Below are 13609 nucleotides of genomic sequence, written 5' to 3' on the forward strand. Positions count from 1 at the left end.
CGGGGGAACGCCGGGGCGCAGGCCCACTCCCGGCGCGGCCGGGGCCGGCACTGAGGTGGAGGGAATCGGTGCGGGCACGGACGGGATGGCGATACCCGTGGCATCCGTCTCCGTCATCGGCCGCAAGAAGAGACTGCCGCCGACGGCGAGGGCGACGGCTGTCACCGCTGCCACCGGCCACAGCAGAGGGCCGGAGAGGCCTGCGGCGTCGAGTACCGGCTGCGCGGGGACGGCAGCAGACGGGGAGGCCGTCGGGTCGGTCATGGCCTCGACTCTGTCGGGCAGGAAGAGAGTCGGTGCGATGACGAGGCCGACGCCGCCGGCGAGGAGCGGACCGATGGTCAATGCGCGGAACAGATTCGTCGCCTCGCCGGCCGCTGCACGGCAACTCGGGCAAGCGGCGAGATGAGCCGTGACGAACCGCTCTGATCGGGGAGCGAGACCACCGTGGGCGTACGCGCCCAGCTGCTCGATCACCCGGGCATGATCGGTGCCGTCCGGTGCGTCGCGAAGGTGCGCTCGGATCCATGCCTTGCGCAAGGCGTCGCGCGCGCGATAGGTCAGCGCGGCGGCTGTGTTCGGGCGGATCTGCAGAGCCTCGGCGATCTGCCTGGCGGGTAGTCGTTCGACTTCGCTCAGCCACAGCGCGTGCTGCCAGCGACGAGGAAGAGAGCCGAACGCATCGACGAGCGCGGCCGAGTTCACCATCGAATCGATGTCGATCGTGCCGATCGTCGAATGAGGGTGTTCCATCTCCTCGAGGGAACTCGTCGACGCTCGACGGCGGCTCTCGCTCACCCAGGTGTTCCGCACGGTCGTGAGGAGGTACGGCCGGAAACTGCGCTGCGGCCCCTTGCCCATGCGGATCTGCCGCAGGATGCTGAGGAACGCATCGGAGACGATGTCTTCAGGATCCGGCGGCGCAGAGCCGAGGGTGCGCGCATAGGCCAGGGCGACGGGGGCGTGTCTGCGCCAGAGCTCTGAGAATGCGTTGCGGTCCCCGTCGCGACTGCGCTGGAGGATTTCGCCGTCTGACTCCGCGCTGTCGCTGGGACCGTTCATGAGACCTCGTTCTGGCGACCGGCTGGGGTGGCTCCGATGGATGCGAGACTACCTCGGGCTGCTCGCGTGAAGTCATCGTATGACGGCGGCCGCAGTGACACAGAAAGCGTCGCCCGCGATGAGGTGGAGAGCGGGTGGGGCCTGGGGAGCCCCACCCGCGGGCCGTCAAGTGGGGGGAGATGAGGCCCGGACGCGGATACGAACGCTGCCGAGAGATTCGTTCCTTGTCACATAAGCAAGACGGTTTCGGAGGCGGATGATGACGGCGATTTCGGAAAGTTCTTCTGCAGCGGTGAGGTCGAGGTTCAGCAGGTTCAGCAGGTTCAGCACGGCTCCATCGGGTGATCTCGGGGTCGGTGCCTCGGAGTACCCTCGAGGCATGTCCGCCTTCGGAACGCTCGCGACCCCGGTCGGTGTCATCGGCGTCGTGAGCGACGGCGCGGCGATCACCCGTGTCATGTGGCGATCGACTCCGCCCGAGGGCAGCAGTCTTCCGTCGGGCCCCGACTCCGACCCGCTGCTCACCGAAGCCCTCGCGCAGCTCGCCGCCTACTTCGACGGCACCCTGCGCCACTTCGACCTGCCGGTCGACCTCGGCGACCAGACGGTGGCGACGCGCGCCGTTCTCAGTGCCCTCTACGAGACGGTCGCGCATGGCGAGACGATCACCTACGGGGGACTCGCCGCCCGCAGCGGCACCGAGGTTCCGGCGAGGGGGATCGGGTCGATCATGGGTGCGAACCTCGTCCCGCTGATCGTGCCCTGCCACCGCGTCGTGGCCGGCGACGGTCTCGGCGGCTACTCCGGGGGAGACGCGGGGCACGGTCTCGAGACCAAGCGTTGGCTGTTGGAACACGAAGGGGCGTTGCCGACCTCGCTGTTCTGACCCTTGGGACGAGGGCAGCCGTCATCGCGTCAATACGGCGGGGAACACCCTGCGAGAATGGACGTGCCGAGTCCCGAGCCGAGGAGCCAACGTGCAGTTCATCTCCACCCGCGGCGGCATGCAGCCGCAGCCGTTCAGCGAGACGCTGTTGGAGGGCCTCGCGCCCGACGGCGGCCTGGCAGTGCCCGAGGTCATGCCGACGGTCGACGGTGAGACGCTCGAGCGCTGGCGTGCGCTGACCTACCCGCAGCTGGCGGCGGAGGTGCTGGGCCTGTTCGCGACCGACATTCCGCGCGCGGACCTTGCCCGGATGACGGATGCGGCCTACGCCGACTTCCCCGACGGCGTCGTGCCGCTGCGGGCGATCGACGACGAGTTGACGCTGGTCGGACTCTCCGAGGGGCCGACGCTCGCATTCAAGGACATGGCCATGCAGTTCCTCGGCCAGGTGCTCGAGTACACGCTGGAGCGCAACGACGCGGTGCTCAACATCCTCGGCGCCACGTCGGGCGACACCGGTTCGGCCGCCGAGCACGCCCTGCGCGGCAAGGAGCGGGTCGCGGTGTTCATGCTCTCGCCGCAGGGGCGCATGAGTGCCTTCCAGCGCGCGCAGATGTTCTCGCTCGACGACGCGAACGTGCACAATATCGCGGTCGAGGGTGTCTTCGACGACTGCCAGAACCTGGTGAAGAAGCTCGCCGGTGACCTCGACTTCAAGCGCGCCCAGCACCTGGGAGCGGTGAACTCCATCAACCTCGCGCGCATCACGGCCCAGACCGTCTACTACTTCTGGGCCTGGCTACGGGCGACGGATGCCGGTGGCTGGACCGAGTTGTCGTTCACCGTGCCCTCCGGCAACTTCGGCAACATCCTCTCCGGGCTCTTCGCGAAGCAGATGGGGCTGCCGATCCGTCGCCTCGTGCTCGCCGCGAACGAGAACAACGTGCTGGACGAGTTCTTCCGCACCGGCGTCTACCGCCCGCGCAGCGCCGCCCAGACGCTCGCGACCTCGAGCCCGTCGATGGACATCTCCAAGGCATCGAACCTCGAGCGCTTCATCTTCGAACTGGTCGGCCGTGACCCGGCCCGCGTCGTCGGCGCATGGGACGACCTCGAAGCGCAGGGGTACTTCGACTTCTCGGCCGAGCAGGAGCGCTTCCTCGAGGAATTCGGCATCGTCAGCGGCACCTCGACGCACGAGGACCGCCTGGCTACCATCCGTTCGGTGTACGAGGCGACGGGCGAGGTCATCGACCCGCACACGGCCGACGGCGTCAAGGTCGCGCGCGAATACGTCGAGCCCGGTGTGCCGATGCTCGTGCTCGAGACCGCGAAGCCCGAGAAGTTCGCCGAGACGATCCACGAGGCCATCGGCGTCGAGCTGGGCTACGCACCGGAGCTGCAGGAGATGCTCGACGCACCGCAGCACGTGACCGAGATGGGCGACGACGAGAACGCGCTCCGCGCCTTCATCGAGACGAACGCGTTGCACTGACGCCGGTCGCCGAGAACACGTTCCGCACCGAGACCCACTCCTGCCCACGTCGGGCGGGGGTGGGTTTCGGCGTTTGTGAGGGATTCGATACCGAGTGAGCGAATGTGCGATATGCACATCTGTGAGGGATGCTCGTGCGATATGCACATGTCGATGGCGTGCCAGGCGTCGCTACTGTGGCGCACAACCCGTTCCCTCCTCCCGAAGGATCCTCATGGCACGCACGGCGCACGCAGACGACTTCGCGCTCTCCCGAGTGACTCCGGAGGCCCGCAAACCCTGGTTCGGAATCGCTGTGCAGCGATTCGGACAGGTCTCGGCCCTCTCGCAGTTCCTCCTCGGCGCGACCCTCGGTTACAGCATGACTTTCGGCGAGGCCGTCCTCGCCTTCCTCTTCGGCTCGCTCATCCTCGAGGTGATCATGTGCGTGGTCGGCTTCATCGGTCAGCGCGAGGGCCTCAACACCGCACTCCTGGCCCGCTGGACCGGCTTCGGCGAGATCGGCGCCTCGCTGGTCGGCCTCGCGATCGGCATCAGTCTGATCGGCTGGTTCGGCATCCAGTCGGCGATCTCCGCGCAATCGCTCGACGCCCTCATGCCCGGTGCCCTGCCGGTCTGGGCGTGGAGCCTCATCTTCGGCCTCGCGGTCACCGCGATCGTGGCCTTCGGCTTCGTCGGGATGCAGTGGCTCGCGAACATCACGGTCCCGCTGTTCCTCATCCTGGTCGGCTGGTCGGTCATCTCCGAGCTCACCCGCCACGACATCGGCGAACTGCTCACGGGGCCTGCTCCCGGCCCGACCATGAGCGTCTGGGCCGGCACCGGCATCGTCGCCGGTGGCCTCATCGTCGGTGCGATCATCACCGGCGACATGACCCGCTTCAACCGCTCGCGCGCCGACGTGATCAAGCAGACCGTCCTCGGCGTCTCGCTCGGCGAGTTCGTGATCGGCCTCGCCGGTGTGCTCCTCGCCCACGCGGCCGCCAGCGGCGACATCGTCGCGATCGTGACCTCGTCGGTCGGCTTCATCGGTCTGTTCATCGTGCTCACCGGCACACTGAAGATCAACGACTGGAACCTGTACTCCTCCACCCTCGGGCTCGTGAACTTCATCTCCACGGCCTTCGGAAAGAACCTGCACCGCGTCACCACGACGATCGTGCTGGGCATCGTCGGATCGGTGCTCGCCGCAGTCGGCATCCTCGGTCAGTTCACCGAGTTCCTGATCGTGCTGAGCGTCGCGTTCCCGCCGATCGCGGGGATCATGGTCGCCGAGTACTACATCGTGCGACGGTGGCGTCCCGAACTCGACGCCACCCGTGAAGCGGGCACCCTCCCGGCAACCGCTCCGCGTATCGTGCCGGCGACGATCATCGTCTGGCTGGTCTCCGCGCTGGTCGGCTACTTCGTGACCTGGGGCATCCCGTCGCTGCTCAGCCTCTTCCTCTCGATGGCGCTCTACATCGTGGCGGGCAAGCTCGGCTGGGTGCGCGGCGTCGGCGTCGCAACCACCCGGCAGGCGAATCCGGTCGAAGAGACCGCAGCGGCCTGAGCCGCCGAGACACACATCCACCACAGGAAAGCGAGAATCATGCATATCGGCATCGACGTCGGCGGCACCAACACCGACGCAGTCCTCATGGACGGCACCCGCACGCTGGCGGGAGTGAAGCACTCGACCACCCCCGATGTCACCAGTGGCATCATCCAGGCGATCGAGGATCTGCGAGCCGGGCACGCCTTCGAGGGCACCGACATCGACGCCGTCATGATCGGCACGACGCATTTCATCAACGCGCTCGTGCAGGCCACTCGCCTCGCACCGGTCGCTGCCCTCCGACTCGGCCTCCCCGCCACGCGGGCGCTGCCGCCGCTGATCGACTGGCCAGAGGTGCTGGTCGAAGCGACGCAGGCGCGCAGCTATCTCGCGCACGGTGGCTACGAGTTCGACGGACGCCCGATCTCGCCGCTCGACCCGGACGAGATCCGGGCGCACGCGGAGGACATGAAGGCTCACGGCATCCGCTCGGTCGCCATCTCCTCGGTGTTCAGCCCTGTGAACCACGACCTCGAGGTGCGGGCGGCGGAGATCGTCGCGGAGGTGCTCGGCGCGGATGCCGCGATATCGCTGTCGCACGAGATCGGGCGCATCGGACTCCTGGAGCGCGAGAACGCGACGATCATCAACGCCGCTCTGCGCGAGCTGGCCTCCGAGATCGTCGATGGGCTGACGTCGGCCGTGCGGGCCCAGGGAATCGAGGCACCGATCTTCCTCAGCCAGAACGACGGCACGCTGATGGACGAGGAGTACGTGCGCCGCTACCCGGTCGCCACCTTCGCCTCCGGGCCGACGAACTCGATGCGCGGGGCGGCGGCCACGAGCGGCCTCGACGACTGCGCGGTGATCGACGTGGGCGGCACCACGGCCGACATCGGTCTGCTGATCAACGGCTTCCCGCGTGAGACGGCGAACGAGGTCAAGGTCGCCGGCATCCGCACCAACTTCCGGATGCCCGACGTGCTCTCGCTCGGCATCGGCGGCGGCAGCATCGTCGACGAGGAGACCGCGGAGGTCGGACCGGCATCCGTCGGCTACAGACTGACCACGGATGCCCTCGTCTTCGGCGGCTCGATCCTGACCGCCACCGACATCGCCGTCGCGGCAGGTCGTGCGCAGATCGGCGATGCCAGCAAGGTCGCCCATCTCGATCCCGTGTTCGTCGAGCGGGTTCTCGCCCGTATCGCCGAGCGCGTGTCCGAGGCCGTCGACCGCATGCGCACCTCACCCGAGCCCATCGCGGTGGTCGCGGTCGGCGGCGGATCCATCCTGCTCCCGGACGAGCTGCCGTTGTTCGGCACGGTGCATCGCCCCGAGAACTACGCGGTCGCCAACGCCATCGGCGCCTCGATCGCTCAGGTCGGCGGCGAGATCGACAAGGTCTATGCGATCGAGCCAGGTCGTCGCGAGGAGACGCTCGCCGAGGTGCGGGCAGAGGCGGTGGACAAGGCGATCGCCGCCGGTGCCAAGCCGTCGACCGTGTCGATCATCGACTTCGACGAGGTGCCGATCCCGTACCTCCCCGGCAACGCGACGCGAATCCGCGTCAAGGCCGTCGGCGACCTCGACATGGGAGTGTGACATGAGCTGGACGATCACCCCCGCCCACATCGACGGACTCGCCCGCGGCGCCGCCGTCCTCGGCACCGGAGGAGGAGGAGATCCCTACATCGGTGCGCTCCTCGCCCGCCAGGCGCTGTCGTCCGGAGATGTCACGGTCGTCGACCTCGACGAGGTGCCCGATGACGCACTCGTGTTGTTCGTCGCGATGATGGGGGCGCCGACCGTCATGGTCGAGAAGCTCCCGAGCCTCGCCGAGGTCATCGAGCCGGTCAAGGCGCTCAGCATCCACCTGGGCCGCCCGATCACCCACATCGCGTGCGCCGAGGTGGGCGGGGTGAACTCGACCATCCCGATCGCCGCGGCCGCAGCCCTCGGTCTTCCGCTGGTCGACGCCGACGGCATGGGGCGTGCGTTCCCCGAGCTCCAGATGGTGCTCCCGACGCTCTACGGCGTCACCGCCTCGCCCCTCGCGTTCAGCGACGAGAAGGGCAACACCGGCGTGCTGCAGACTGTCGACAATTCGTGGACCGAGCGCATCGCCCGAGTGGCCTGCGTCGAGATGGGCTGCTCGGTCATGATCTCCGGGTTCTCGATGTCGGGCACCGCAGCCCGCGAGTCTCTCGTCTCGGGCTCGCTCTCCCGCTGCATCGAGATCGGGAAGCGCATCGCCTCTGCGCGGGAGGAGAAGTCCGACCCCGTCGAGGCTGTGGTCGACCTTCTCGGCGGTCGCGAGCTGTTCGACGGCAAAGTCGTCGACGTGCACCGGGCCACGACGACCGGCTTCGCCCGCGGACGTGCGCGCATCGACGGAGACGCCGGCGCGACGCTGACCCTGCAGTTCCAGAACGAGCACCTGGTGGCCGAGGCCGACGGCGTGGTCCTCGCGACCACCCCCGACCTGATCATGGTGCTCGACGGCGAGTCCGGTGAACCGATCACGACCGAGGGACTTCGCTACGGGCAGCGGGTGCGGGTGATCGCCGCACCGGCCGATGAACGGTGGCACTCCGACGCGGCGCTCGCGATGGTCGGCCCCGGGTACTTCGGCTACGACATGGCAGCGCACCGCTTCGACGGCAGCATCTCCCACGGAACCGTGTCTGCGGGAGCTGCGGCATGAGCTGGCAGCTTACCGCCGCCGACCTCCCCGACCTCGCCCGCGGCGCGACGCTGCTCGGTACCGGCGGGGGTGGAGACCCCTACATCGGCAAGATGCTCGTCGAGCGCGTGCTGGGAGCGGGAAGCATCACGATCCTCGACCCGGACGAGCTCCCCGACGACCTGTTCGTGATCCCGACCGCGCAGATGGGCGCGCCCACCGTGATGATCGAGAAGATCCCGGCAGGCACCGAGCCCACCCTCGCCCTGCGCACCCTCGAGGAGCACCTGGGTAGGAAGGCGGATGCGACGATGCCGATCGAGTGCGGCGGCATCAACTCGATGATCCCGCTCATCGTCGCAGCCGAGACCGGGCTGCCCGTGGTCGACGCCGACGGCATGGGCCGTGCGTTCCCCGAGCTGTCGATGGAGACCTTCGCCGTGTACGGCGTGCATGGGTCGCCGCTCGCGCTCGCCGGAGAACGCGGTGAGAAGGTCGTGATCGACACGGGCGACGACGACCGGCAGATGGAATGGCTCGCCCGTGGGATCACCATCCGTCTCGGCGGAGTCGGGCACATCGCCGAGTACGCGATGACCGGAGCCGACGTCCGACGCACGGCCGTTCCGCGCACGATCTCGATGGCGCTCGCGCTGGGCCGCGCCATCCGCATCGCCCGTGAGGAGCACCGCTCACCGTTCGACGCGATCGCCGAGACCCTCTCGAGCACCCTCTACCCGCACCTGCGCGAGCTCTGCGTCGGCAAGGTCATCGACGTCGAACGGCGCACGACCGAGGGCTTCGCCAAGGGGCGTGCCGTCATCGCACCGCTCGGAGCCGACGAAGGCGACACGTTCGAGATCTCCTTCCAGAATGAGAACCTCATCGCGCACCGCGGGGAGACGCTCGTGGCGATCGTGCCCGACCTGATCTGCGTCGTCGACCACGAGACGGCAGAGCCGATCACGACCGAGGGTCTTCGCTACGGGCAACGCGTACGGGTGCTCGGCATCTCCACGCCCGAGATGATGCGCACCCCCGACGCGCTCACCGCCTTCGGCCCTTCGGCATTCGGGTTGGGGGAGCAGTTCATCCCCGTCGAGGAGCTGGCCGCGACCGAGGGCGTTTCTCCCTAGGCTGGAGCGCATGATGCTGCAGCGCGACGACCTCACGGCGCTCGCACGCGGCTACGCGCTGCTCGGCTCCGGCGGCGGGGGCTCGACGACCATGCTCGAGCTGATGCTCGCCGGAGCCGGGGATTGGCCGATGGAGGTCTCCTCGATCGACTCGCTCGACCCTGCCACACCCTGCCTCGGCGTCGCGTTCGTCGGTTCGACCATGCTGCTGGGGGAACGGCTTCCGGGAGCGGAACCCTTCGCTCGGCTCCTCAGCGCCGTCGAACGGTGGATCGGTCACCCGGTACCCGCCGTCTGTTCCCTCGAAGGCGGCGGAATGAACGGCCTCGCGCCGCTGACCCTGTCCGAGTCTCACATCGTGGTCGATGCGGACTGCACCGGCCGTGCGTTGCCAGGGCTCGACCAGATGTCACTCTTCGTAGACCGCGTCCCCGGTCTCGTGTTCGCGTGCGACACCGGTGCAGACGGAGTCGCACTCGTCGAGGCGCACCGGGCGATCGACGCCGAGCGAGTCGTGCGCTCGGCGATCGTCCAGGCCGGCGGGGTCGGCTGTGCGGTGCTCGGCGGCTTCACGGTCGGCGACCTGCGAGAGCACGCGATCGGCGGTCATCTCGAACATGCACTCGAGCTGGGCAGGGCTTACCTCGCGTCAGTCGCCGCGCCGCTCCCGCTGCCGCTGCTGGCCGAGGTGCTGGGGGCGGAGCTCCTCGCAGAGGGGCGCATCGTATCCGTCGCCCCGTTCGCGAAGGACCCCCACGTGAACGCCGTCGAGATCAGTGGGCTCGCCGGTGCCGTGCACCGCATCGTCACCCGCTCGGAGACGCTCGCCGTGCTCACCGACGGTCTGCTCGTCGCCTCCGCCCCGACCATCATCGTGATCATCGACGCGGTGTCCCGCGAGATCCTGGAGGTCACCGAGCTCCGCCTGGCACGCAACGTCGCGGTCTTCGCCATCCCCGCCCCGGCATGGTGGAATGCCCGACCTGACCGGCGTGCGAAGGTGCTGCCCTCCGCCTACGGGCTCGACGACCTGGACGCGGCGTGAACGAGCGGCTGCAGTTGAGCGCGCTGCTCGCCCACCCCGAGAACGGGGGGCTGCGGCGGGTCGGCGGCCCCGCGAGCGTCGCGTGGGAGGCCGTGGCCGTCGGTGCCGGAGAGGCGGAGCTGGTCGAGGGCGACGCCGATCGACTCGCCATAGTCACAGCGGCGGCACCGACCTCGACCTGGCAGCAGGACGCGTTGCTGCGTCGGCTGCGTGACCGCGGCTACACCGGCCTCGCCCTCTCGGGCGCGGCCGGGTTCGACGCAGGGGCGTTCCGGCTCGCGGATCGGATCGGTCTGTGCCTGCTCGACGTCGAACGACCCATTCAACTCGCGAAGGCGTGCTGGATGCTGATCGAGGCTCGAGACGCGCTGACACTCAGCCAGGTTCGAAAGGTCGCCCAGTCGTTCGAGTACGCCGCAGATGACCTCGCCGACCTTCTGGGGCACATCGCTGCGAACCTCGGCGTCGGCGCGGCACTCATCGACTCCTCCGGGGTGCTGCAGGAGGCAGGAGCTCATCTCGATGCACGACTGCACGCCGCGATCGGCTTCGACTCGTGGCTCGATCGGGCCGGCGCCGGTGAGGAGGCGGCCGCATCCGTGCGGGTCGACAGTCCGGGGCGCAGCGGCCTGAGACTGGTGCTGTTCGGGCGTGGGCTCGGCGAGGCCCAGCTCCAGTCGCTCTCCGTGGCCGCCGAGGTCGCGATGCCCGCGGTCGCCGCGCGCATCCTGATCGACGAGGTGGCGGCCGTGAACGACGTCGCGGTGTCATCCGGACTCCTGCGCGATTTCGTCGACCTGCACGGGGCGGCGGATGCCGATGTCGAGAGACGGATGGCCGAGCGCGGTTGGCGCACGGGAGGTCATCACCTCGGGTTCCGGATGGTGGCGAGGGGACGACTCGACTCCTTCTCGCTGCTGCGATCGGTCAGTGCGGGGCTCAGCACGATCGACGGTGATGCGCACGCGACGACCGCCGGCCGTGGACTGACCGGATGGCTGACGTTCCCCGAGTCACCGGATCCGGACCGGGTGGAGAGGGCCGTCGTCTCCCTGCGGGAGCTTCACCTGGGCGCACTGCGCGACTTCGCGGTCGCGACCGGAGTCGGCTCGCTGCAGGGTGGATCGGAAGGACTCGCCACCACGCTCGACGAGGCAGGGGATGCGGCGCGCATAGCGGCCTCGCGCTCGGCGACGGGGTGGTTCGTCCGGGTCGACAGCCTCGGTCTGGAACAGCTGCTGCTCGCGTGGACGGGGAACGACACGTTCGTGCCGGCAGCGGAATCGCTCCTCGCTCCGTTGCGGGAAGGGGGCGGCGAACTGCTCGCCACCCTCTCCGCCTACCTCGACCACGAGTCGGGCATCGCCGCGACTGCGATGGCGCTCGGTCTGCACCGCAACACCGTGACCGTGCGGATCAGGCGGGTGCAGGAACTCCTCGGCATCGACATGACCGACCCCGAAGCCCGCCTGGCGCTGCACCTCGCGTGTCGTGCCGTGCAGCCGCGCTGAGCGGAGCCTGACTCATTCCTCCGGGTCGCCGTGCAGCATCCACGGGATGCCGAAGCGATCGACGAGCATCCCGAAGAGCCCACCCCACGGGGGCACATCCAATGGCATCGTGATCGTCGCCCCGTCGGACAGCTTGTCCCACACCGTGCGCGTCGCGTCTTGAGTGTTGCCGCTCAACGACACCGAGAACCCTTGCGGCTTCTCGTACGGCATCCCATCGGGAGAGTCGGATGCCATCAGCACCAGGCCGTCCGGTGCGTCCAACTGGGCATGCATCACGAGGTCCTTCTGGCTCGGATCCTGCACCATATCGGGGAACTCCCCGAAGGTGTTGATCACGAGCTCGCCACCGAGGACGCTCTGATAGAACTCCATCGCCTCGCGGGCTTCGGTGCGGAAGGACAGATACGGGTTGAGAGCAGGCATGAAGACTCCAGGAGTGTGTGAAAGGTGTCACGACCGGCACCGCTGAGCCTCAGTCTGCGCCCGGGGCGTGGGACCCGCAAGAGGGATCGAGAGCGGCGATAGGGCCAGACGGAGGGTCAGACCGGGAGAGCTTTGACCGCGGCGGTGAGCACCTGGGGGACAGTCGGCACCCCGGTGGCGCGAAAGACCTCGGCTCCGGCGGCATCGCGGATGATCACGGTCGGCGTGAACCCGATGTCGAGCTTCTCGGCGGCATCCGGATCCTGTGCGACGTCGATCTCGGTGACCGTCGCATCGGGGAGGAATCGCACGGCCTCGGCGAGCACTGCCCGCGTGCGTGCGCAGGCGCCGCAGAACGACGATGACACCAGGGTCAACTCCATGCGCGCCTCCTCGGGCGCCCATCGCGCCACCACAATTGCAACCTGCAACCGGTTCGTGGTGTTCCCGTGCGACGGCGGAGGTGGGCTCAGACGACGGGACGCCGTACGCTCGGTCGGATCAGCCGAAGGAGTCATCCACGGTCTAGGCCGAAGGTGTGCTTCACAAGGGCGCGCACGTCGCGGTCGAGACCTTCGATGCGGGTCTCCACGGCGTCGATGCGAGTGTTCACCGAGACGAATCGTGCATCGACCGCTTCGAAGCGCGCGTCGACGGCCTCGAATCGCGCGACCATCTCGGCGCGCAGCCCGCCGATCTGAGCGCCGATCCCCGTGCTCATCCCGTCGATCTCTGACCTCACGCCGCCGATCTCGGCCCGCAACACCCGGATGAACAGGGTCGAGACGACCGTGACCATCCCGAACATCAGCGCGATGACGGCACCGATCATGGTCCAGATCTGCGGCTCGGTCATGGTGATCACGCTCTCATTCTCGTCGGATGATCTCATCCTGCCAAGACCGCGAACCAGTATGCGGCGAGCGGGGAGAAACCTGTCTCGGAGCAATATGTGGAGGGGGACTGGAGCGCGGGCAACGCTAGCGCGCGGCGAGCCATTCGGTGAAGCTCTGACGCCCGAGATCTGCGTCAGGACCGGGGAGAGCATGCCCCGCTCTCATGCCGGCCATCTGCGGCCCCGGCACGTTGATTCTCGGTATCCATCCGCGGAATCCCGTCCGCCGCGCGAACGCGCGCACCATGTCAGACAACTGCTCTTCCCGAGGGCCGGCGAGGTCACGCACGCGTCCCTGCGGATCGGCAGCGGCGAGTTCTGCGAGACGCTCGCCCACTTCGCTCGCAGCCACGGGCTGTGTACGCGCGTTCGGGGCGACGTGCAGGGGTCCCAGCTTCGCGCGTTCGAACATCTGCCCCGCGAACTCATGGAACTGCGTGGCCCGCAGGATCGTCCACGGCACGCGCGATGCTTCGAAGATCTTCTCCTGGGCGATCTTGCCGGCGTAATAGTCGTAGGGAATGCGGTCGATCCCGACGATCGACAGCAGCACGACATGTCCGACCCCCGCATTCGCGGCCGCTGAGACGAGGTTCCCGGTCGCGGCGGTGAAGAACTCGATGGCCGCGCTCGCCTTGAGGGTCTCGATGCTCGCGACGTCGATCACCGCGTCGGCGCCGGCCAGGGCGTAGTCCAGACCCTTTCCGGTCACCAGGTCGACTCCCTGCGATCGGCTGAGGACGACCGCGTCGTGCCCCGCTGCGCGCACCGCCTCGACGGTGTGTCGACCGACGGTCCCGGTTCCTCCTGCGACGGCGATCCTCATGTGTGTTCTCCTTCGTCCTCGTACATCCTTCTCCTAGTTCGGCGATGCAGGTGACCGAATCGTGAGGTATCGGCCGAAAGAGGGCGATGCGCTCACCCGTTGCACGA

General features: G+C 68.3%; 14 protein-coding genes. 8 read left to right on the plus strand and 6 right to left on the minus strand.

Translation table 11 applies throughout. The features are described 5' to 3' along the window. Together CQ040_RS20445 and CQ040_RS20660 are read right to left on the minus strand one after the other, a co-directional pair. Nucleotides 1–1062 (minus strand): sigma-70 family RNA polymerase sigma factor (locus tag CQ040_RS20445; protein WP_146115301.1); only part of this gene is annotated, 1062 nt, incomplete at its 3' end. 165 nt (nt 1063–1227) lie between these two features. Further along, on the minus strand, nt 1228–1392 hold the full coding sequence (locus CQ040_RS20660; protein ID WP_181156765.1) for a hypothetical protein: 165 nt from the start codon (nt 1390–1392) through the stop codon (nt 1228–1230). A 49-nt stretch (nt 1393–1441) separates the two neighbouring features. Here CQ040_RS20660 and CQ040_RS08250 point away from each other — a divergent pair, with 49 nt between their 5' ends. The 8 genes from CQ040_RS08250 (at nt 1442) to CQ040_RS08285 (ending at nt 11355) form a co-directional block, all read left to right on the plus strand. Further along, nucleotides 1442–1948 (plus strand): methylated-DNA--[protein]-cysteine S-methyltransferase, encoded by a 507-nt coding sequence (locus CQ040_RS08250; protein WP_105527798.1) that lies wholly within the window; start codon nt 1442–1444, stop codon nt 1946–1948. Nucleotides 1949–2039: 91 nt separating this feature from the next. Then, the gene (gene thrC, locus CQ040_RS08255; protein ID WP_105527797.1) at nt 2040–3443 is read left to right on the plus strand and encodes a threonine synthase; all 1404 of its coding nucleotides are present in this window, start codon (nt 2040–2042) and stop codon (nt 3441–3443) included. 214 nt (nt 3444–3657) lie between these two features. Further along, nucleotides 3658–4995: a cytosine permease gene (locus CQ040_RS08260; RefSeq protein WP_105527796.1), complete on the plus strand. Its 1338-nt coding sequence runs from the start codon at nt 3658–3660 to the stop codon at nt 4993–4995. 39 nt (nt 4996–5034) lie between these two features. Then, complete coding sequence (locus CQ040_RS08265; RefSeq protein ID WP_105527795.1) at nt 5035–6582, plus strand: hydantoinase/oxoprolinase N-terminal domain-containing protein; 1548 nt, start codon at nt 5035–5037, stop codon at nt 6580–6582. Between the two features lies 1 nt (nt 6583). Continuing rightward, nucleotides 6584–7684 (plus strand): DUF917 domain-containing protein, encoded by a 1101-nt coding sequence (locus CQ040_RS08270; RefSeq protein ID WP_105527794.1) that lies wholly within the window; start codon nt 6584–6586, stop codon nt 7682–7684. After that, the gene (locus CQ040_RS08275) at nt 7681–8799 is read left to right on the plus strand and encodes a DUF917 domain-containing protein (RefSeq protein ID WP_105527793.1); all 1119 of its coding nucleotides are present in this window, start codon (nt 7681–7683) and stop codon (nt 8797–8799) included. Before CQ040_RS08270 ends, CQ040_RS08275 begins: the two co-directional genes overlap by 4 nt. A 10-nt stretch (nt 8800–8809) precedes the next feature. Then, nucleotides 8810–9844: a DUF917 family protein gene (locus CQ040_RS08280; RefSeq protein WP_105527792.1), complete on the plus strand. Its 1035-nt coding sequence runs from the start codon at nt 8810–8812 to the stop codon at nt 9842–9844. Then, nucleotides 9841–11355 carry a CdaR family transcriptional regulator gene (locus CQ040_RS08285; RefSeq protein ID WP_105527791.1) on the plus strand — a complete coding sequence of 505 codons (1515 nt, stop codon included), beginning with the start codon at nt 9841–9843 and terminating at the stop codon, nt 11353–11355. Before CQ040_RS08280 ends, CQ040_RS08285 begins: the two co-directional genes overlap by 4 nt. A 12-nt stretch (nt 11356–11367) precedes the next feature. On the opposite strand, the gene CQ040_RS08290 is transcribed toward CQ040_RS08285, so the two are convergent. The 4 genes from CQ040_RS08290 to CQ040_RS08305 form a co-directional block, all read right to left on the minus strand. Further along, complete coding sequence (locus CQ040_RS08290; protein ID WP_105527790.1) at nt 11368–11781, minus strand: VOC family protein; 414 nt, start codon at nt 11779–11781, stop codon at nt 11368–11370. Nucleotides 11782–11897: 116 nt separating this feature from the next. Continuing rightward, entirely contained in the window at nt 11898–12164 is a 267-nt protein-coding gene (locus CQ040_RS08295; protein ID WP_105527789.1) for a thioredoxin domain-containing protein, read from the minus strand. Nucleotides 12165–12295: 131 nt separating this feature from the next. Next, complete coding sequence (locus tag CQ040_RS08300; RefSeq protein WP_258131483.1) at nt 12296–12637, minus strand: hypothetical protein; 342 nt, start codon at nt 12635–12637, stop codon at nt 12296–12298. 124 nt (nt 12638–12761) lie between these two features. Next, nucleotides 12762–13502, minus strand: coding sequence for an SDR family oxidoreductase (locus CQ040_RS08305; protein ID WP_105527787.1), 741 nt, complete (start codon nt 13500–13502; stop codon nt 12762–12764). Nucleotides 13503–13609 lie beyond the last annotated feature (107 nt).

It is taken from the genome of Microbacterium sp. MYb54 (genome assembly GCF_002979515.1).
Classification (GTDB): Bacteria; Actinomycetota; Actinomycetes; order Actinomycetales; family Microbacteriaceae; genus Microbacterium.

What these genes read in the sequence shown, in the direction of transcription:
- CQ040_RS08250 (WP_105527798.1), top strand. Translation starts at nt 1,442, where the DNA reads ATGTCCGCCTTCGGAACGCTCGCGACCCCGGTCGGTGTCATCGGCGTC.
- CQ040_RS08260 (WP_105527796.1), top strand. Translation starts at nt 3,658, where the DNA reads ATGGCACGCACGGCGCACGCAGACGACTTCGCGCTCTCCCGAGTGACT.
- CQ040_RS08265 (WP_105527795.1), top strand. Translation starts at nt 5,035, where the DNA reads ATGCATATCGGCATCGACGTCGGCGGCACCAACACCGACGCAGTCCTC.
- CQ040_RS08270 (WP_105527794.1), top strand. Translation starts at nt 6,584, where the DNA reads ATGAGCTGGACGATCACCCCCGCCCACATCGACGGACTCGCCCGCGGC.
- CQ040_RS08275 (WP_105527793.1), top strand. Translation starts at nt 7,681, where the DNA reads ATGAGCTGGCAGCTTACCGCCGCCGACCTCCCCGACCTCGCCCGCGGC.
- CQ040_RS08280 (WP_105527792.1), top strand. Translation starts at nt 8,810, where the DNA reads ATGATGCTGCAGCGCGACGACCTCACGGCGCTCGCACGCGGCTACGCG.
- CQ040_RS08290 (WP_105527790.1), bottom strand. Translation starts at nt 11,781, where the DNA reads ATGCCTGCTCTCAACCCGTATCTGTCCTTCCGCACCGAAGCCCGCGAG.
- CQ040_RS08295 (WP_105527789.1), bottom strand. Translation starts at nt 12,164, where the DNA reads ATGGAGTTGACCCTGGTGTCATCGTCGTTCTGCGGCGCCTGCGCACGC.
- CQ040_RS08300 (WP_258131483.1), bottom strand. Translation starts at nt 12,637, where the DNA reads ATGACCGAGCCGCAGATCTGGACCATGATCGGTGCCGTCATCGCGCTG.
- CQ040_RS08305 (WP_105527787.1), bottom strand. Translation starts at nt 13,502, where the DNA reads ATGAGGATCGCCGTCGCAGGAGGAACCGGGACCGTCGGTCGACACACC.